This window comes from Flagellimonas sp., from assembly GCF_965233845.1.
Classification (GTDB): Bacteria; Bacteroidota; Bacteroidia; order Flavobacteriales; family Flavobacteriaceae; genus Flagellimonas.
The window spans coordinates 839,927-859,552 of record NZ_OZ247584.1; the positions used below are offsets into that span (position 1 = coordinate 839,927).

General features: G+C 42.2%; 18 protein-coding genes. 8 read left to right on the forward strand and 10 right to left on the reverse strand.

Annotation, left to right across the window (positions count from 1 at the left end; all coding sequences use genetic code 11):
• Nucleotides 1-18: 18 nt before the first annotated feature.
• On the reverse strand, nucleotides 19-882 hold the full coding sequence (locus tag ACO6S0_RS03825; protein WP_422350692.1) for a hydroxypyruvate isomerase family protein: 864 nt from the start codon (nucleotides 880-882) through the stop codon (nucleotides 19-21).
• Nucleotides 883-926: 44 nt separating this feature from the next.
• Between ACO6S0_RS03825 and ACO6S0_RS03830 the strand changes: the two genes are divergently transcribed.
• From ACO6S0_RS03830 to yidC, 3 genes are all read left to right on the forward strand, one after another.
• Nucleotides 927-1,163, forward strand: coding sequence for a DUF3820 family protein (locus ACO6S0_RS03830; protein WP_422350693.1), 237 nt, complete (start codon nucleotides 927-929; stop codon nucleotides 1,161-1,163).
• Between the two features lie 55 nt (nucleotides 1,164-1,218).
• A complete protein-coding gene (locus ACO6S0_RS03835) occupies nucleotides 1,219-2,853 on the forward strand; it encodes a CTP synthase (RefSeq protein ID WP_422350694.1) in 1,635 nt (544 codons plus the stop codon).
• A gap of 67 nt (nucleotides 2,854-2,920) precedes the next feature.
• A complete protein-coding gene (gene yidC, locus ACO6S0_RS03840; RefSeq protein WP_422350695.1) occupies nucleotides 2,921-4,798 on the forward strand; it encodes a membrane protein insertase YidC in 1,878 nt (625 codons plus the stop codon).
• Nucleotides 4,799-5,075: 277 nt separating this feature from the next.
• Here yidC and ACO6S0_RS03845 read toward each other — a convergent pair whose 3' ends face one another.
• Nucleotides 5,076-6,959 carry a fasciclin domain-containing protein gene (locus ACO6S0_RS03845; RefSeq protein ID WP_422350696.1) on the reverse strand — a complete coding sequence of 628 codons (1,884 nt, stop codon included), beginning with the start codon at nucleotides 6,957-6,959 and terminating at the stop codon, nucleotides 5,076-5,078.
• A 478-nt stretch (nucleotides 6,960-7,437) separates the two neighbouring features.
• On the opposite strand from ACO6S0_RS03845, the gene mnmA reads away from it, so the two are divergent.
• Genes mnmA through ACO6S0_RS03860 form a run of 3 tightly spaced genes read left to right on the forward strand, consistent with a single transcriptional unit; the run spans nucleotide 7,438 to nucleotide 10,094 of the window.
• A complete protein-coding gene (gene mnmA, locus ACO6S0_RS03850) occupies nucleotides 7,438-8,628 on the forward strand; it encodes a tRNA 2-thiouridine(34) synthase MnmA (protein WP_422350697.1) in 1,191 nt (396 codons plus the stop codon).
• 2 nt (nucleotides 8,629-8,630) lie between these two features.
• Nucleotides 8,631-9,575 carry an NAD(P)H-dependent flavin oxidoreductase gene (locus ACO6S0_RS03855; RefSeq protein WP_422350698.1) on the forward strand — a complete coding sequence of 315 codons (945 nt, stop codon included), beginning with the start codon at nucleotides 8,631-8,633 and terminating at the stop codon, nucleotides 9,573-9,575.
• Nucleotides 9,576-9,614: 39 nt separating this feature from the next.
• On the forward strand, nucleotides 9,615-10,094 hold the full coding sequence (locus ACO6S0_RS03860; protein WP_422350699.1) for a hypothetical protein: 480 nt from the start codon (nucleotides 9,615-9,617) through the stop codon (nucleotides 10,092-10,094).
• On the opposite strand, the gene ACO6S0_RS03865 is transcribed toward ACO6S0_RS03860, so the two are convergent.
• From ACO6S0_RS03865 to ACO6S0_RS03890, 6 genes are read right to left on the reverse strand one after another with little or no spacing between them, the layout of a single operon-like run.
• Nucleotides 10,086-11,417 (reverse strand): DUF58 domain-containing protein, encoded by a 1,332-nt coding sequence (locus tag ACO6S0_RS03865; RefSeq protein ID WP_422350700.1) that lies wholly within the window; start codon nucleotides 11,415-11,417, stop codon nucleotides 10,086-10,088. The genes ACO6S0_RS03860 and ACO6S0_RS03865 overlap by 9 nt on opposite strands.
• Nucleotides 11,418-11,419: 2 nt before the next feature.
• Nucleotides 11,420-12,403, reverse strand: a complete 984-nt coding sequence (locus tag ACO6S0_RS03870) for an AAA family ATPase (protein WP_422350701.1) — start codon at nucleotides 12,401-12,403, stop codon at nucleotides 11,420-11,422.
• Nucleotides 12,393-13,622 (reverse strand): DUF4350 domain-containing protein, encoded by a 1,230-nt coding sequence (locus tag ACO6S0_RS03875; protein WP_422350702.1) that lies wholly within the window; start codon nucleotides 13,620-13,622, stop codon nucleotides 12,393-12,395. The genes ACO6S0_RS03870 and ACO6S0_RS03875 overlap by 11 nt, the downstream gene beginning before the upstream one ends.
• Nucleotides 13,600-14,286 (reverse strand): DUF4129 domain-containing protein, encoded by a 687-nt coding sequence (locus ACO6S0_RS03880; protein ID WP_422350703.1) that lies wholly within the window; start codon nucleotides 14,284-14,286, stop codon nucleotides 13,600-13,602. Before ACO6S0_RS03880 ends, ACO6S0_RS03875 begins: the two co-directional genes overlap by 23 nt.
• Nucleotides 14,287-14,334: 48 nt before the next feature.
• A complete protein-coding gene (locus tag ACO6S0_RS03885; RefSeq protein ID WP_422350704.1) occupies nucleotides 14,335-15,213 on the reverse strand; it encodes a hypothetical protein in 879 nt (292 codons plus the stop codon).
• Nucleotides 15,197-16,168, reverse strand: a complete 972-nt coding sequence (locus ACO6S0_RS03890; RefSeq protein ID WP_422350705.1) for a stage II sporulation protein M — start codon at nucleotides 16,166-16,168, stop codon at nucleotides 15,197-15,199. The genes ACO6S0_RS03885 and ACO6S0_RS03890 overlap by 17 nt, the downstream gene beginning before the upstream one ends.
• 32 nt (nucleotides 16,169-16,200) lie before the next feature.
• Here ACO6S0_RS03890 and ACO6S0_RS03895 point away from each other — a divergent pair, with 32 nt between their 5' ends.
• Both ACO6S0_RS03895 and ACO6S0_RS03900 read left to right on the forward strand, forming a co-directional pair.
• Nucleotides 16,201-16,917, forward strand: coding sequence for an RDD family protein (locus tag ACO6S0_RS03895; RefSeq protein WP_422350706.1), 717 nt, complete (start codon nucleotides 16,201-16,203; stop codon nucleotides 16,915-16,917).
• Nucleotides 16,918-16,923: 6 nt separating this feature from the next.
• Nucleotides 16,924-17,535 (forward strand): trimeric intracellular cation channel family protein, encoded by a 612-nt coding sequence (locus tag ACO6S0_RS03900; protein WP_422350707.1) that lies wholly within the window; start codon nucleotides 16,924-16,926, stop codon nucleotides 17,533-17,535.
• A gap of 18 nt (nucleotides 17,536-17,553) precedes the next feature.
• Here the strand turns inward: ACO6S0_RS03900 and ACO6S0_RS03905 are convergent, their stop codons facing one another.
• Entirely contained in the window at nucleotides 17,554-18,252 is a 699-nt protein-coding gene (locus ACO6S0_RS03905) for a response regulator transcription factor (RefSeq protein WP_422350708.1), read from the reverse strand.
• A complete protein-coding gene (locus ACO6S0_RS03910) occupies nucleotides 18,236-19,516 on the reverse strand; it encodes a sensor histidine kinase (RefSeq protein ID WP_422350709.1) in 1,281 nt (426 codons plus the stop codon). Before ACO6S0_RS03910 ends, ACO6S0_RS03905 begins: the two co-directional genes overlap by 17 nt.
• Between the last annotated feature and the right edge of the window lie 110 nt (nucleotides 19,517-19,626).

Sequence of the window (19,626 nt, forward strand, 5' to 3'; positions counted from 1 at the left end):
TACAAGGTTATAGGTCGATTACACATCACACCGCAGAAATCCATCCTTGAGCGCTTCAATTTTGTCACTCCAAGTAGGGATGAACTCTTGGGCCACATAACCGGTATATCCCGTATCCAAAATGGCCTTCATAATAGCTGGGTAGTACAATTCTTGGGAATCATCAATTTCATGCCTTCCCGGAACCCCTGCAGTATGATAGTGCCCAAAATAGGGGTGGTAGTTCTGGATGCTCCTTATGATATCACCTTCTTGTATCTGCATATGGTAAATATCATATAACAATTTAAAATTGTCGCTTCCCAAGTGCTTGCAAAGCTCTACCCCCCAAAGCGAACTATCACACATATAATCTGGGTGGTTTACCTGGTTGAATAGTTCCATTTGAATGATGACCCCATGTTTTTCTGCCAAGGGAATTATCTGTGAAAGTCCATCCACGCAATTTTGTAGGCCCACATAATCGTTCATGCCATTTCGGTTTCCACTGAAACAAATAAGATTGGTGTAGCCGGCCTCAGCAACTTTCGGAATCATTTCCGTGTAGTTCTTTATGAGCATTTCATGGTTTTTGGGGTCGTTCCAACCTTCTTCCAAACTAATTTCGGCCCCATTGCACATAGAACAATGGATATTATATTTTTTAAGGAGGGGCCAGTCCTTTGGGCCTATTAAATCAATGGCCTTGATACCCAATCCATTCAAAGTTTTGAGAAAATCCTCAAGAGGGATATCGCCAAAACACCATTGGCAAACACTGTGGTTAATATTGTTTTTTAGTTTAAAGTCTTTGGTGGTTTCCATGTTTTGTGCGTTAACTTTGGTTGTTGCCATACCCGCAGCTCCTACGGCCGTGGTTGCAATAAATTTTCTTCTCTTCATGATGGATGGATTATTGTGGTTAAGATAGTACTTTAGAGATTGATATGGAAATAAGCCCGGACAAACAAAAGCTGCTGGAACTGGCCCATTACAAAATGCCATTTGGTAAGTACAAGGAACGATATTTAATCGATTTGCCTTTGGCTTATTTGGTGTGGTTCAGGCAGAAAGGCTTCCCAAACGGGAAATTGGGGGAGTACCTTAGCACCACTTTGGACATCAAGGAAAATGGTTTGGAACCCATCATTCGGAAAATCCAAAAAGAATTTCCGTTGGATTGAGTTCGTTTTCTACTTGCAATTTGTACCTTTACACCCCGTAATAGAGCATCCAAATATGTCACAGACAAAGTACATTTTCGTTACGGGAGGGGTAACTTCATCCTTGGGAAAGGGAATTATAGCCGCATCTTTGGCCAAACTACTACAGGCCAGAGGTTACCGAACCACCATCCAGAAATTAGACCCCTATATCAATGTTGATCCCGGTACCTTAAATCCGTATGAACACGGGGAATGTTACGTGACCGATGATGGAGCGGAGACCGATTTGGATTTGGGCCATTACGAACGCTTCTTGAATGTCAAGACCTCACAGGCCAACAATGTGACCACAGGTAGAATTTACCAAAGTGTTATTGAAAAGGAACGTAAAGGGGAATTTTTAGGCAAGACGGTTCAGGTGGTTCCACATATTACCAATGAAATCAAGGAACGTATCCAAATCCTTGGGAATAGTGGTGATTATGATATTGTAATTACGGAAATAGGAGGAACCGTTGGTGATATTGAATCCTTACCTTATATAGAAGCAGTAAGACAGCTGCTTTGGGAACTTGGTGAACATAATGGTATTGTGGTCCATTTGACTTTGGTGCCCTTCCTATCGGCAGCTGGAGAGTTGAAGACCAAACCCACCCAGCACTCGGTGAAGACTTTGATGGAAAGTGGTATCAAGGCTGATATTTTGGTCTGTAGAACGGAACATCAAATTTCGGAGGAGATAAAGGAAAAACTGGCTCTTTTTTGCAATGTGAAGAAAGAAGCAGTGATTCAATCCATAGATGCGTCCACCATTTACGATGTACCCATGCTGATGCAGGAAGAGGGACTGGACAAAGTAGCTCTTGAAAAATTGGCCCTGCCCAATGATGTGGAACCCGAATTGGGCCAATGGGAACAGTTTCTACAAAAACACAAGAATCCCAAAAATCAGGTAACCATTGGACTGATCGGGAAATACGTTGAGCTTCAAGACTCCTATAAATCCATTCTGGAATCCTTTATCCATGCCGGGGCGGCCAATGAGGTCAAGGTGGTGGTCCGTTCCATACATTCAGAATATTTGTCCGCAACAAATGTGGATAAGAAATTAATGGGACTTGATGGGGTTTTGGTAGCTCCAGGTTTTGGTGAAAGAGGAATTGAGGGCAAGATCAAAGCTGTTCAATATGCCCGTGAAAACGATATACCCTTCTTGGGCATTTGTTTGGGAATGCAAATGGCAGTTATAGAATTTGCTAGAAATGTATTGGGTTATAACAAAGCCAATTCTACCGAGATGGACCCAGATACGCCAGACCCGGTGATTAACCTAATGGAAGAGCAGAAAAAGGTGACCAATATGGGAGGTACCATGCGATTGGGAGCTTGGGATTGCGATTTGCAAGAAGGTAGCTTGGTACACGAAGTTTATGGAGAAACCGAAATAGCTGAACGACACCGACATCGATTTGAATTCAACAACGATTACAAAAGTCAGTTGGAGGAGGCTGGATTGAAAGCGACCGGTTTCAACCCAAAAACCGAGTTGGTAGAGGTGATTGAAATTCCGGCACATCCGTGGTTTATTGGAGTGCAATACCACCCGGAATATAAAAGCACCGTAGCCAATCCCCATCCTTTGTTTGTTGGATTTGTAAAGGCAGTTTTGGCGCAAAAACAACAACAAACTAATGCCAGTTTGGCATAAACTGCGGTTTTGGACATATATTTGCGACCTGAAAAGCGCAGATAAAGATTTTCACTAAATGACTTTCATGGAAGAAAAGAAACTGGACCCCAATTCCATTATTGGATTTGTGTTGATTTTTGGAATACTCATCTTTATGTTTTACCAAAATCAGCCTACCCCTGAAGAATTGGAGGCCCAAAAAGCGGAACAGGAAAAGATTGAGGCGGCTGCACAGCAGGAGGAAGTTGCCCAAGAACCCCAAATAGAGACCCCGGCACCAATCAATACACAAGATTCTACGGCTGTGGCCAACTACAAGAATTCGGTTGGGGCATTTGGATTCACTTCTACCCAAGAGGGGACAACCAAACTGGAAAATGAAGTATTGTACCTGGAGGTTTCCAACAAAGGAGCGCAAATTGTAGAAGCACGGATGAAGAATTTTGTCACCTATGATTCTGTGCCTGTATATTTGGTAAAGGACGGCAATGCCAATTTTGCCTTGAATTTTACGTCTGCGGACAATCGTGTTTTAAACACTTCGGACCTTTATTTTGAACCTACACTTTCCAATAATGGGGACAACCAAGTGCTTTCCATGAAGGCCAAGGTGTCCGATAACCAATTTTTGGAATACAGATACGAAATGAAACCCAATGATTATTTGTTGGGCTTTACCATAAGAACCCAAGGGTTGAATGGGGTAATCAATTCTGGAAGACCGATAGACTTGGAATGGGATTTAAAAGGAATACGCCACGGGAAAAGTGTTAAGTATGAGAACCGTTATACCCGTTTGACCTATAACCATGATGAAGGAAAGATCAGTAAGCTTTCAGAGGGTAGCGAATTTGATGAAGAAACGGAGGAAGACATAAAATGGTTGTCTTATAGACAGCATTTCTTTAGTACCATCCTGGCCACAGACACTCATTTTAAAACGGCTGAACTGAGTTCACAAAACTTGGTGGAAGAGGAGAGCAAGGAAACTGAATTCACCAAAATCTATAAGACCAAGGCTCCTTTGGAACTCCAGGGTGGGGAATTATCCTTTAATATGCATTGGTACTATGGCCCCACTGATGTAAAGGTGCTAGATCAATATCAGGATTTAGGGTTGGCAGACACCATTCCTTATGGCTGGGGGATTTTTGGTTGGATCAATCGATATGTGTTCACACCCTTTTATAATTTCTTGAGTTCTTTCTTGCCTTACGGTATTGCAATTATTGTGATGACCATTTTGGTTCGATTGGCCTTGTCGCCCGTAACGTATAAGTCCTATCTATCCCAGGCCAAGATGAAAGTCTTGAAACCTGAGATCACTGAGATTAACGACAAGTACAAGGACAATGCCATGAAGAAGCAGCAGGAAACCATGAAGCTTTATAATAAGGCTGGGGTAAGCCCGATGAGTGGCTGTATACCCGCTTTGCTGCAATTGCCGATATTCTATGCACTGTTCATGTTCTTCCCAACATCTTTTGAGTTGCGACAGAAATCGTTTTTGTGGGCAGAGGATCTGGCGTCCTATGATTCCATATTTGAATGGTCCACAAACATTCCGGTAATTTCCAGCTTCTATGGAAATCACGTGAGTCTGTTCCCAATTTTGGCGTCCATTGCTATTTTCTTCTATATGACTTTGACCACGGGTCAGACCATGCAGATGCAACAACAGCCAGGCATGCCCAACATGAAATTTATTATGTACCTCTCTCCGCTGATCATGTTGATTTTCTTCAACAACTATGCTAGTGGATTGAGTTTGTACTATTTCATCTCCAACTTGATTACCATCTTCATTATGTTGGCCATCAAGAACTATATCTTGGATGAGGACAAGATCCATGCACAGATCCAGGAGAACAAAAAGAAGCCCAAAAAGGAAAACAAATTCCAGAAAAAAATGCGGGAGATGATGGAGCAGGCCGAAGAGCAAAAGAAGACCGGAAGAAGGTAATCCTTCACAAAAAAACAAAAACTCCCCCAAGAACTTTGGGGGAGCTTTCACCATTGATAGGTATAGTTTGGAAAGATTTGGGACTCCAAAGATGCCACTTAAAACCTACCCAAAAAATTAATAGTTGTCAAAGCAGGCATTTTGTATGGTAAAAGAGATCTGTTTTGATGTGTCATCGACGAACGGTAAACCCTTATAGATAAAGGAACTCCCTTAATGTTATTTAAGGGAGTTCCTTTGTAATATTTGACCTACAAAATCAAACAATAAAGGGTTCTCAATTGTTTGTGTCTGGAATCAAGACTGCATCCAAAACATGGATTACTCCGTTAACAGCCTGGACATCAACGGCATCAATACCGATGCCCATATTTCCAGCTCCATCGGTTACATCGGCAATGTTACCATTTGTGCCAGGCAGGGTAATGGTGAAAGTATCACCTTCCAAGGTGGCCGGTGTTACCGTGTCTCCATTTGGAGTTAAATCCCCAGAGCGGATATTGGCGCCGGCAATTACATGGTGCTGTAGGATAGGAATCAAATCGGCTTCCTCAGGAATGGCGGCCAATGCATCAAAGGCTGCATTTGTTGGTGCAAATACGGTGAATGGATCGGAACCATTTCCATCTTGGGCGGATAAAACCGAAACAAAATCCGTGCTAGGGGTTAAATCTGTTAATGCGGTCACCAAAGTTGAGAAATTTGGATCTGCGGTTGCAAAGGTAACCACGGTAGGAAGGTCAATAACCATATCCACAGCATGGATAACCCCGTTTGTGGCCACAATATCCGCAATGGCGACTTGGCTCATTCCGTTCAATGTAACCCCATCATCTGTATTGATATACAAGCTCAATGGCTCATCAGTGTCAAAGGCTGCTGCGGTATTCACATAGGAATTGGACAATCCTGATGAGAAAGCGGCCGCGCCTACCACAACATGGTTGGAAAGGATATCATTGATATCGTTGCCATTTGGATTCATGAAGGCATCAAAACCTGTATTGACCGGAGCAAATACGGTGAATACTTCCATTTCATCGGAAAGTAAATCAGTAAATGTGGTGTTTCCTCCATCCGTAAGGGCAGCAACCAAGGAAGTTAAATTTGGATTCGCCACTGCGTGGTCTATAATATTGGGCAAGCCTATAACGGCATCAACAATATGTACAACCCCGTTCAATGCTTTTACATCGGCGGTTTCAACCGAGGAAACTCCATTAAATGATACACCATCGGAGGTGTCAAAGAAAATGCTCATTTGCTGATCTCCTGCTCCGGTCGCCAAGGTATTGCTGTATCCTGACCCTAGCCCTTCCAAATCGGCTTGGTACAACTCGCCTTGAAGAACATGATTTAAAAGGACGTTGGTAAGTACTTCAACGGGAATGTCTTCCAGTGCCGCTCCGTCCAAAAAGGTTTCAAAAGCTTCATCGCTGGGAGCCAAAACCGTGAATGGCCCTGTGCCTCGCAACACCTCTGGCAAATCTCCATCAGCAGCGGACAAAGCAGCCACCAAGTTCTCCAGATTTTCGTTTCCTAAGGCCAAATCGGTAATGGGAACCAGTAAAATATCGGCCAAGTCGTCCAAAATGGTTTGTGGGAGCAACACCTTATTGATAATATGTACCACTCCATTGGAAGTCTCCACATTGGCGGTAGTCACCTGGGCATCTGCATTGGTATCGTCACCAATAAATACACCTCCATCGGTGGAGACCGTTAAGTTGGAACCTTGCAGAGTGGTTAAGGTTTGTCCATCGGATAAATCTGTGGACATGGCTGCAGTCCCTGAAATAACATGATATGTGAGAATTGTAGCCAACAAATCTTGCAGTTGTTCAGAGTTGAAATCATCCAAGGAATCAAAACCATCCAATTGGGCCAAGAGATCTGCAAAGGCAGCGTTGGTAGGTGCAAAGACCGTGAAAGGCCCATCACCACTTAAAGCACTAATTAGATCATTATTGGCACTTTCATCGGCTTTTTGTAGGGCACTTACCAAGCTGCTTAAATCTGCAGTAGCCTGAGCAGCCTCAACAATGTTGGTGGTCTCTTCAGGCGGTGGATTCATGACTCCGTTGTCATCTTCCTCACAGGAAGTAAAGATCAATGCGAAAATTAACAAGGTCAATTTTGAACAATTAATTAGTGCTTTCATGGGTAAAATTTTTGATTATACATTTTTTTTAACAAAACAAAGATTTGATTAAACATTGTAAATATATAGAATGTTTAATGTTTTTTATAAAAAGTTTAACAAAAAACAACAAAAAGGACAAAGGTTTTGCCATTTTTCTTACAGAATTGCCAGTAAAAAAACCAATCATGCTAAACAGTAAGTACTTGGAACCAGTTTCTGAAGATTTTCTTTAGGGCACCTAGTCAAGACTTGTTTTTGAAAAATTGGCATTGCTTACTGTAATGACACTTATAAATATTGTTTAATCATATTATAAATAATCTTAGTCAAATTAAATTTTGAGTATTTCAATTGGACTACGTATACAATTACCATGTTGTTATGATTTGGCTCAACTTGATACTACCCTTAAGTGCAAATTGTAACTATTGTCCAATTGTCACGACCTAGCATCAATGTTTCTCATTTTGTATTTTTGCACACGTAATTCAATAGGATGAAAAAAGTTGTAGTAGGACTTTCTGGTGGAGTGGATTCCAGCGTTACAGCCTATCTTCTAAAGGAACAGGGATATGATGTTATTGGGCTGTTCATGAAGAATTGGCACGACGATAGCGTTACCATTTCCGAAGAATGCCCATGGTTGGAGGATAGCAATGATGCCCTGATTGTTGCGGAGAAGTTGGGAATACCGTTCCAAACCGTTGATCTAAGTGCGGAATACAAGGAGCGTATCGTGGATTACATGTTCAATGAATATGAACGTGGGCGTACCCCTAATCCAGATGTGCTTTGCAATAGGGAGATAAAGTTTGATGTGTTCCTAAAAATCGCATTGCAGTTGGGTGCGGATTATGTGGCTACCGGACACTATTGTCGAAAAGGGATTATAGAAAATGAAGATGGTTCCAAAACATATCAATTATTAGCTGGTGTGGACAATAACAAGGATCAGTCTTATTTTTTATGCCAGCTTTCCCAGGATCAATTGGAAAAGACCTTGTTTCCGATTGGGGAACTTACCAAACCAGAGGTTAGACAAATCGCTTCGGAAAACAATTTGATTACGGCAGATAAAAAAGATTCCCAAGGCCTTTGCTTTATCGGGAAGGTGCATCTACCTGAGTTTTTGCAGCAGAAATTGAAACCCAAAAAGGGAGTGATTGTGGAGGTTCCTGATGATGCAGACCAATATAGCCACGGAACCCCATCATTCAATAACAAAAGGGAAGAGTTGGCATTTCAAGCGGAAAAACCAACATATTCTGTTGCGGATGGCAAGGTAGTGGGTGAACATCAGGGAGCGCATTACTTTACTATAGGGCAGCGTAAAGGACTCAATGTGGGTGGCACCAAAGAGCCTTTGTTCGTAATAGAAACGGATGTGGACGCGAATGTCATTTTTACGGGACAAGGAAAATCCCATCCAGGGTTATATAGAAGCACCTTGTTTGTCAAGGACGATGAGTTGCACTGGGTACGCCCAGATTTGGCATTGAAGGTGGATGAAACCATGGAGGTCATGGCGAGAATCCGATATAGACAACCCTTACAACAAGCCACACTTTATAAAACAGATAACGGTCTTTATGTTGATTTCAAGGACAAACAATCGGCTATAACCGAAGGGCAGTTTGTTGCTTGGTATATAAAAGACGAACTTGTGGGTTCAGGAGTTATCTCATGATTATGAATCCCAGCAGAATCACCCAACTTTTTGGTGTTAAATATCCCATTGTACAAGGAGGTATGATTTGGACCAGCGGCTGGCGATTGGCATCTGCGGTGTCCAATGCCGGTGGCTTGGGACTGTTAGGGGCGGGTAGCATGTATCCCGAAGTACTCAAGGAACATATTGCTAAATGCCAACAGGTCACGGACAAGCCGTTTGGTGTAAATGTTCCCATGCTTTACCCCAACATTGAGGAAATCATGGACATCATTGTTCAATCCGGGGTCAAGATTGTTTTTACCTCCGCGGGAAACCCAAAGACCTGGACCACCTTTTTGAAAGGACATGGAATTACCGTTGTGCATGTGGTGAGCAGTGTGAAATTTGCCTTAAAGGCACAAGAAGCTGGTGTGGACGCCATAGTGGCCGAAGGTTTTGAGGCTGGAGGACACAATGGAAGGGATGAGACCACTACCATGGTGCTCATTCCGTCGGTTAGGGAAAAAGTGGAAATTCCGTTAATAGCTGCAGGAGGTATTGCTACAGGCAAGGCTATGTTGGCAGCTATGGTCTTGGGCGCAGATGGAGTCCAGGTTGGAAGTCGTTTCGCCGCAAGCCATGAGGGATCTGCCCATGCCATGTTCAAGGACTGTATTGTAAATGCCAAAGAAGGGGATACCCAACTTACTTTAAAGGAATTGGCTCCGGTACGCTTGTTAAAGAACAAGTTTTATAATGATGTACAACAAGCTTACGCCAATGGAGCAACAGCCGAAGAATTAAAGCAACTCCTGGGCCGTGCCAGAGCCAAAAGGGGAATGTTTGAAGGGGATATGGAAGAAGGCGAATTGGAGATTGGCCAGGTATCCGGGCTAATTCATGAGATTCTACCAGCGGAAGTCATAATCAAGAATATGATGGAGGAATACAGGGCTGCCATCTATGATGTCAAGGGACTTTAGGCCCATCAAATCGATAATTTTCCCTACTTTTACTGGGTAATGAGAACACTAATCCCCACATTGGTCGTGCTCCTTTTTGCATCGCAATTGCATGCACAACTGGAACGGGACAAAGTACTTCATTTTGTAGGCGGCGGGCTTTTTGGCCTAGCTGGCGCAGGTATCGCTAAACATGCATCAGATGGGAATAGGGTTTGGACGTTCGTTGGAGCGGTGGCTGGCAGTGCCTTGGTTGGGGTGGCCAAGGAAGCCATAGATTCCGGTCAACAGGACAACGCTTGGGACAATGAGGATTTATTGGCAACGGTTTTGGGAGGTGTTACGGTTGGGGTGTCCATTGAATTGTTCTCAAAGAAGCGAAATAAAAGACGGCCCATGGGAAGTTTGACCACTCAAACTTTTGATCCCGAAGATTTCAAGGTGAATACGAAAGCATACCAGTACGTTGACTCGGATTCCCAATTGCCAACCATTAATGCCCTAGGGTTTAATGCGCCTGGGGAGTTCAATCTAGAGTAACCCTCGAGCTTTTATCTCCAAATATTTGTTGATTGTATTGATTGTCAAACCTTCCGGTTTGGTCAATATGGTCTGGATACCATATTGTTGTAGTTCTTTTTGCATCAACCTTTTTTCCAAACAGAACTTCTCCGCAATGGTCTTGTGGTAAATGGTCTGAAGGTCTTCCGCATCCGTGGAGATTAGGGCTTCCAATTCAGTGTTTTCAAAGAAGATGACCACAAGGACATGTTTTTTTGCAATGGCGAGCAGATAGGGCAGTTGTCTTTTTAAGGCTGAAATATGTTCAAAGTTGGTGTAAAGCAGTAACAAACTTCGCTGGTTGACTTTTCTTTTGATATGTGCATAAAGCAGTCCAAAATCGGAATCCGTAAACTCTGTGGTAATGTTGTAGAGCTTTTCCAAAATGGTATTGAGATGCGATGTTTTTTGGACAGCAGGAACAAAGGTTTCTATGTTTTTGGAAAACGTGAGCATCCCTGTTTTATCGTTCCGCTTTAGGGCCACATTTGAAAATGCCAAAGTGGAATTGATGGCATAATCCAATAGTTTAAGCCCGTCAAAGGGCATTTTCATAACTCTTCCCGTATCGATAATGGAGTAAATGGGTTGGGACTTTTCATCCTGGTATTGGTTCACCATCAACTGGTTTTTTTTGGCCGTGGCCTTCCAGTTTATGGTTCTGATATCATCCCCTTTGATATACTCCTTGATCTGTTCAAATTCCTGGGTATGTCCTATTCTCCTAATCTTTTTCAATCCAATTTCAGACAGTCTATTGTTGATGGCCAAAAAATCATATTGCTGCATTTGAATGATGGAAGGGTATACCGGAACCATTTGGTCTTTTTGGAACACAAAACGTCTTTTTACTATTTGCAGTGGGGAAGAAGCATAGACGTTGAGGTTCCCAAAGACATATTCCCCGCGTTCCACGGGTCGCACTGAGTAATCAAAAGTGTGGTTTTGATTCTTGTTCAGAAATGCTTCGTATGCAAAGTCCCGTTTTTGGAACTGGACAGGGAGTTCGTCAATGACCACAATACCGGTCTTGAACGGATATTTGGAGGTCAACTGAACTGCCAGCAGATTTTCATCGCTGTTGGAAAGTTTTTGGGGAAGTTCTCTTTGTGCCCTAATGGCATCGTCCGTGGCAAACAACAAATAACAATCCAAAAGGAACAAAGCCAATAGCCCATATACCAACAACCAGGCAATAGGGTATATACTGGGTACCCAATAGGAAATCACAAAGCAGGCCGCCAAAATTGCGATGTACCAAAAAAATCGGTTATGAATGTAAAACGACCTGAGAATACGCATGCCTATCTTGGAATTTCAACGGATTCCATAATCATATTGATTACATTTTCAGTGGTCATTCCTTCCATTTCCCGTTCAGGAGTGAGGATGACTCTATGGTTCAGTACTGGAACAAGCGCTTTTTTAACGTCTTCGGGAATCACAAAATCCCTACCGGATATGGCAGCAAACGCCTTGGATGCCGCCAAGGTGGCTATGGATGCTCTGGGTGAGGCACCCAAATAAAGATGCGGATGGTTTCTTGTATTGGTAATGATGTTGGCAATGTAGTTGATGATTTTTTCCTCAACGATCACATCATGGATGTTCTTTTTGAACGCTGCCAAATTTTTCGAAGTCAACACCGCTTTTACCTTATCCTGGGGCTTTTCTCCCTTGCGTTCATGATGTCCTTGGATGATTTGCACCTCTTCTTCAACGGAAGGGTAATCAATCTTGATCTTGAACAAAAAGCGATCCAATTGGGCTTCCGGGAGTGCATAGGTGCCCTCTTGTTCAATAGGGTTTTGTGTAGCCAGCACCATAAAGGGTTCGGCCATTTTATAGGTAGTGCCATCCACTGTGGCCTGTCGTTCCTCCATGGTCTCAAAAAGGGCTGCCTGGGTTTTGGCGGGTGCCCTATTGATTTCATCAATTAAGATAATATTGGAGAAGATAGGCCCCTTTTTAAATTCAAACTCTGAATTCTGGACATTGAACACGGAGGTTCCCAAGATATCGCTCGGCATTAAATCCGGTGTAAATTGTATCCTGCTAAAACCCGTCTTTAGAGTCTTTGCAAATAATTTGGCGGTGATGGTCTTCGCAATTCCAGGCACCCCTTCAATCAAGGCATGCCCATCTGCCAAAAGGGATACAATAAGGAGGTCCATAAAATTTTGTTGGCCCACAATGACTTGGGAGAGCTCTTCCTTAATTTGTGAAACAGTATTTTTTAGCTCCTCTAAAGGAACCCGACTGTCAAAGTTCAAATCGTTATTTTCCATCAACTTTTGCTTTAAATGCTTCTATTTTTTTATTCAGTTCTTCAAGTGCTGTATCCGATATTTGGGTTTTGCCCTGCAGCTTTTCTATCAGCCTAAACAATTTTTGAACATCCGTTGGGTCGTTGTTGCTGCGTATAGCCAATCGATTGAGAAATGCTTCGTCCAGGGTTTGCGTGGAGATATGCAATCGTGTACGGATATAGTCCAAAAAGTAGGCAATTTTATGTGTTGTTATTTGCTTTTGCTCTCCATTTTCAAAGTACATGTCGGCAATGGTTCGGGTAAATGCCAAGGTTTGATTTTTTAAAGGAGTAACAATGGGGATGGCCCGTTGTTTTCTCTTTCCTTCAAAAATGACATAAACCAAGGCCCCGATAAGGACTAAATAATAAGCCCATTTAAATTCCTTGGTATTCAGGAACAGATACATGGGAGAGGTATAAAAAGACTTCCCGGATTTGTAATGGTTGTCCATCAAAATGGCGCCACTTGTTGGCAAATAGGACAGCAACCCTGCGGTATAATTTCGATGTTCATCCTTTAGGATGAAATAGTTGGTGAACGCTTCTGGAAAGGTGGAAAGCACAATAGTACCCTGGCCAAATGGCTGTTTTATGGCATTGATTCCCTTGGTAGTGGTTTGGACACTGTCCGTATTTTTCCAAACCTCCCCCAACACCACTGTATTTAAGGTATCTATTTTACTAAAAGTTCGCGCGTTGTAGTTCTTGCTAAAGGATATCTCTTTGGCAGTAAGCTTGGGGTTTACCAATTTATGGTGAAACTCCGGCTCTAGGTCTTCGGTGCTATAGAGGTATTCCTCTTCCAGGTGCAAAGTATCCAGAAGCTTCTCATCAAACCCTTTGGAGGCCACAAACAAGGTATTCCCTTGATCTACCCACTCCAACAGCGTGTTCAGTTCGGATTCTCCAAAAAAGACGGACTCATTCACAAAAAAATATGCTCCAGCTACATCTTCCCTGCTTTGCAAGAACTCAAATGGGGGTCTGGTCACTTGCTGTATGCGCTCTGGATAAAAACCCTCCATGAGTTCATTGAGCACATAAGTTCCATAGGGTATTTTATGATGGGTTACGTAAGATGGAAACCAATTCACCTTTTTGGGTTTGTTATACTCCAAAAGAAGCAGAAGCCCTACCGTGATAACACTGATGATGATATATGCCCTTCCCTTCTTAAACATCTGTGGCAATGGCATTTTTTAAGGTTACAAATACTTGCTCGGCCTTGGTATATCGGTCTTGATCTATGTTGAACTCTCCATACCAAATATAATCGTAGAGCAAGGTGGCCCTGCTAAAAGGAGTCTTTAATTGGCTGTTGGAAAGCTCTGCAATATAGTCGTCGTTGGTTTTTTGCAACTGCCATTCAATGAGTTCCCTTTCGGTAAGTAGTTTCAGGATAAAAAGGTAATAATAGCGAATGGCCAGACGATAGTTTTTCTGGGCAAGGGCGTCCCTTATAAGTTGTTGTATGTCCTCTGTTTTGATGATACGTTCCTCCTCTGAAAGGGAAACAACATTTGGGTTTTTCTGGGTATATATCAAGGAGCGGGTATTTGCCTTGACAAAAAATCCGATGATCAAAAACAATAGGATCCCAAGCAAAATGTAGGGAAGTATCTGAAGGAAGGAAGCCACGGCACCTACAGCGGCCTCCACACCAAAAAGCCATTCAAAAATCTGAAGTAGGATGTTGTACATCCAATCCTTGAAATTATCCCACCAACTGCTATCCGTCTTGACAATCTCATAATTAAAGGCCTCGTCCTCCAGAAAAGGCTTCAAATGCCCTTCGGAAATTTCAAGTGGAACAATGTTGGCATCGTCATGTTTTATCAACGTATCATTTTGCCCAAGCATTGGGATGCAAATTGACAAAAACACAACAAAAACTATCCACCTCCGCATTTATCCCTCAGACGATTTTCCCAAATTATCTATGCGCTCATAGGTTCCCGTAAAATTTTTCTTTTCGTTGAGGTTAAAGTAAATAAGTACCCCGGCAACCAAAGTGATGATATTCAACAAAAATTGTACGGAAACCGACAGCAAATTCAACAAAATATAAATAGGATCAAAAATACCGCCGGTCAATGCAACTGGATCTGTCTCCCCGGCCATAGTGCCCATTTTTACCATCATGTAGATATAGGCTGGAATGCTAAAGGCATAACTGGCAATCCCCACAATTATTCCGATAACAAAAAAGGTAATAAAGGTAATCCACCAATTGTCTTTGATCAAGGTAAAACTGTATCCGTAGGCTTCGCTTACCCCTTTTTGGTTAAAGACCATCACGCTAAAAGACAGTGCAAGAATCGGGTAGAGATAAATACCGGGGATGATACAAAAAATGAACCCTACCATTATGGACAATCCCACTAAAAGTCCCAGGCCTATAAAGCTCCAGAAGTGCGTGTATACATTTTTCTTGATTTCCTCAAAGTTGATGACCCCTTTGTTGTTTGCATAGGACTTGATATAGAACAGCACGGTGGCCTGTGCCATCACATAGGCCGCAATAATGGCCAGAAAAAAGATAAAAAACACCAACACCATCATGATGGGATTGAAAAAATCGTTGGAGGTCTCCACACTAAAGGAGAACATATCCCCAATAAAGTAATAGTAGAATCCTAGGGAGATCAACATCACCAATAGATAGGGGCCAACAATCTTTAAAATGGTACCAAAAAAAGGTTGGAATTGGTTTCGGATAAAACCGAAGGTATCCGATAAGATTTCTCCCAGTTCCCGTTGTTTTTTAAACTCAATGTACTGCTGCATGCTTTGCTTTTCGTTTGAATTGGTTAGGATATATGATATAGTAAAATACGATAAGGAATAAAGAACTTGCAATGATCAAAATGGCCAACCAGTCCGGCATTTCGGTATGACGGGTTACATAGCCCTCCAAAAATCCCGCTAGAATAAAGAACGGTACGGTACTGATCATAATCTTTAATCCGTTTTTCACGCCTCGTTTAAAGGATTCCATGCGAGTATAGGTGCCAGGAAACAGCATCCCGTTGCCCATGACCAAACCTGCACATCCTGCTATAATAATCACGGAAATCTCGATGGTACCATGAATCCAAATGGTGCGCACAGATTCCCATAATAGGCCTTTTTCGTAAAAAAAGTACTGAAAGCTGCCCAACATAATCCCATTTTGCAACATGATAATCAAGGTGCCGATACCCAACAAAATTCCCAAGGCGAAGGCGTAGACCGCTACCTTTATATTGTTGATGGTAATCCCCAAAAACATATTGAACTCTCCTTGTTCTTTGTAGACTGCCATGGGATCGCCCTTCTCAATATTTTCCAAGGTCATGTTCACATAGCCATCCCCCAAGATGGAGCGGACAAAATCCCCTTCATTGGCCGATGAAAAGGCTCCCACAAAGGAGAAAAAAGCAAAAACCAAAAAAGAAATCAGCAATTCTCGGTGATGCTGGTAAAACATGGATGGAAATTCCGTTTTCCAAAAGCCCACAATACGGTTCTTGGATTCCCGTTTGGTCTTATATATTTTCTGATGTGCCTGTGAGGCCAGAGCGTTGAGGTACAACTCGGTATTGCTCTTGGGATAAAAAGTTTTGGCGTAGCTAAGATGATCTGTGATTTCAATGTAGAGGTCGGATAGCTTATCTGGAGTCAGCCGATCTTGATTGTTCAAGACATTTTCAAAAGCGATCCATTTGTCCTTATTTTGCTTAACAAAAGCAGCCTCTCGCATTAAATTTGGTTTGTAAGTAAAGAAACTAAAATATGGATCAATTTCAAATAGAAACGGCCCAAAATATAAGTATCACCCAAAACACTTCCAACCTTGGGGAGCGCATGCTGGCCTATATCATAGATAGCTTTGTGATCGGTGTATACACCATTTTGGTCTTTATTCTTTTGGCTTCCCTGGACATGGATTTGTTTGACCAATGGGCTTACTATTTAGTGATGAGTATTCCTGCTTTTTTGTACTATCTTTTGTTTGAGACTTTCTCTGACGGAAAGACCATAGGAAAAGGATTGATGTCCCTACGCGTGGTAAAACTGGATGGTTCCAAACCTAGTTTTGCCAACTATTTTGTGCGTTGGGTATTGCGCATTATCGATGTGGTGCTCACTTCTGGAGGAGGAGCTGTCTTGACCATACTGATTCGAGGCAAAGGACAACGATTGGGAGATATTGCGGCAGGCACCACGGTCATCAGCGAAAAAAAGAAAGTTTCCCTAAAAGATACCTTGCTGCGCGAGCTGCCAAAGGATTATAAACCACAATTTCCGCAGGTTACCGTTTTTAAGGATTCCGAGATACAGACCATTAAGGAACTGTATGATAAATCCAAGCTTAACGGAGATCATAATGTTATTGTTTCCTTGGATAAGAAGATTAAGGAGGTCACTGGGATTCAGACCACCCTGCATCCCATTCAATTTGTGGATGAGGTCATCAAGGATTACAACTACTACACTCAAAAAATGTAATTGAGTATGTTTTATCAGACCATAGATATTTTGGGTACCGTAGCCTTTGCCATTTCAGGAGTTTTGGTGGCCATGGACAAGAAATTGGATTTGTTCGGGGTGCTGATCATTGCCTTTGTAACAGCCATTGGCGGGGGAACACTTCGGGATTTGCTCATTGGAAATACACCTGTGGTCTGGATGCGTGATCTTACCTATGTTACCACGATTTTCATTAGCGTGGTGTTTGGGATATTGTTTGTAAACCAATTAAAATACTTGAGACGCTCCCTGTTTTTGTTTGATACCATTGGGATTGGACTTTTTACGATGATTGGGGTGGAGAAGGGGTTACAAGCTGAGCTTTCCCCGGTGATGTGTGTTGCTTTGGGAACCATGACTGCAAGTTTTGGAGGGGTAATTCGGGATATGTTGTGCAATGAGATTCCAGTAATCTTCCGTAAGGAAATTTACGCCACGGCTTGTATTTTGGGAGGTGCCAGCTACTTCTTGTTTACCCAATTTCCCATCAAGGAGAACTATGCCTATGTAGCTGCTATACTTGTAGTGATCAGCTTGCGGTTATTGGCCGTAAAATTCGGAATTCGGTTGCCCAATATTTACAGAAAAATGCCCTAGCCAAAATCCATTTTGGAACTATTGGTCAACTCGGAGAATAAACCCGCGGCCATGAAGGTTTTCAATTTTAATGTTCGGGTCTTTTTCCAAATGCTTGCGTAAATGTGTTATAAAGACATTTAAGCTCTTTCTGTTGAAATAGTCATTGTTTCCCCATATCGGAACCAAGATATCTTTATGGGAACAGAGGTTGTTCTTGTTCTGCACCAAAAATTTCAATAGTTCATTCTCCCTGGCGGTGAGGCGTATGCTCTCCCCTTTATGGACAAGTTGGTTGTTGCGACTATCGAAAATATAGCTTCCTATGGGCACCAGGTCTTCCTTGCCCTTATGGGAAGCAGCTTTTTCCATCCGGGACAAATGCGCCATAATGCGGGTCAATAGTTCCTCTTCATCTATTGGCTTTTTCAAATAGTCCAGGGCCCCAAGCGAAAACCCTTTCAGAACGTCAATCTTAAGCGACTTAGCGGTAAGGAAGATAAACGGAAGATCCGGAAAACGTTTCTTAATTTGGTTGGCCAAGGTAAAACCATCCATTTGTGGCATCATTACGTCCAAAACCGCTAGATCAAAAGCGTGGAGGTCCATGGCCTCCATGGCCTTTGTCCCATCCTTTGCCCATATAATATCAAGCTCTTTCATTTTAAGGTATTCCGAAAGAAGGTATCCCAGTGATTCGTCATCCTCAACCAGTAAAATTCTATGCTTTTTTTCCATTTTTGACCAGTGGTATAATAACAGAGATCTTGGTGCCCTTTCCCAGTTGGCTCTCCAATTCAATTTTTCCTTTAAAACGATCTATGACCCTTTTTACATAACTAAGCCCCAAACCGTACCCCTTTACATCATGTAAATTGCCATGACTTACCCTATAGTATTTTTTAAAAATGAGGTCTTTGTTTTTGGGGTGGATTCCCTTGCCATTATCCTTTATGGCAATGATCAGTTCTTGGCCGTTTTTGGATGCCATAAGCTCAATTCTTGGGTTTTCTGAATACTTTTTGGCATTGTCCAATAAATTATTGACGGCATTTTCCAAATGAAATTGCTCTACATTGACCCAATAGGGGCCTTCATCCAGCACATAGGTGAAATCCATCTGTTCCACTTCTGAAAGGGTTTCAAATTCTTGACAGAGTTTTGATAAACTTGGATAGAAGTCCAGCTTTTCTGTGGAAACCACATTTTTTTTGTGCTCCAGATTGCCCAGTTCCAACACCTTGTCAATGTGTGTGGATAACCTTTCGGTCTGTTGCCGGATCATGGAGATTACTTTTCGCTGCTTGGGCTGGGATTCCCTTTCCAACAATTTTGTGGCCAAACTTATGGAAAAGACCGGGGTTTTAAGTTCATGGGTAAGGTTGTTGATGAATTCATTGGTGGTTGTGATCAGGTTTCGCTGCCAGTAGTAGGTTCTCAAGGCCCATATAATGGCCAAAATAATGCCTAGAATAAAGAGAAGACTGGGAACCGTCAAGCCATTGAGTTGGCTCAGGAAATAGGTGTTCAAATTTTTGAACCGCAGCTCAAGAATCAACCTTTTGTCTATGATCTCTGGAAGGTACCCAATAATTTCAATGGGATAGGCAACCACGTTTTCCTGTTTTTTGAAACCCGTTGGAGAATTTAAATAATGAATGCTGTCTTTTGTGAAAAGATCATAGGAAAAATCGGTTTCCACACCACTACTTACCAACCTTTCCGTAATAAAATCGTTCAAAAAATGGCTTGAGGCATCTTGGATACTGTCCAAGCCCAATCTAAAATACGTACTATCTTTTTCAAGTACTTTCCCAATTAAAAAAGTGAGCTGGTTGGGCTGGCTAAGATCCTTTTTGATTACTGCAACCGAATTCTCAATTTTTTTGTTGAACTGTACTTTGGCCAGAATAAGCCCAATTTGCAGATATCGGTATTGCACTACTGCCAAACCTAGGACAGATACCGTAAAAAGTACTATGTAGATGTTCCGTTTTCTCAAAGCCCGTACAAGGTAAATCAAATATATCCATTCCTTAAGCTTTGTTAATCTTTGATTAATACAATTAATCCTTCCTTAATTTTTTTATGCTTTGGTTAGTCTTGCTGTGT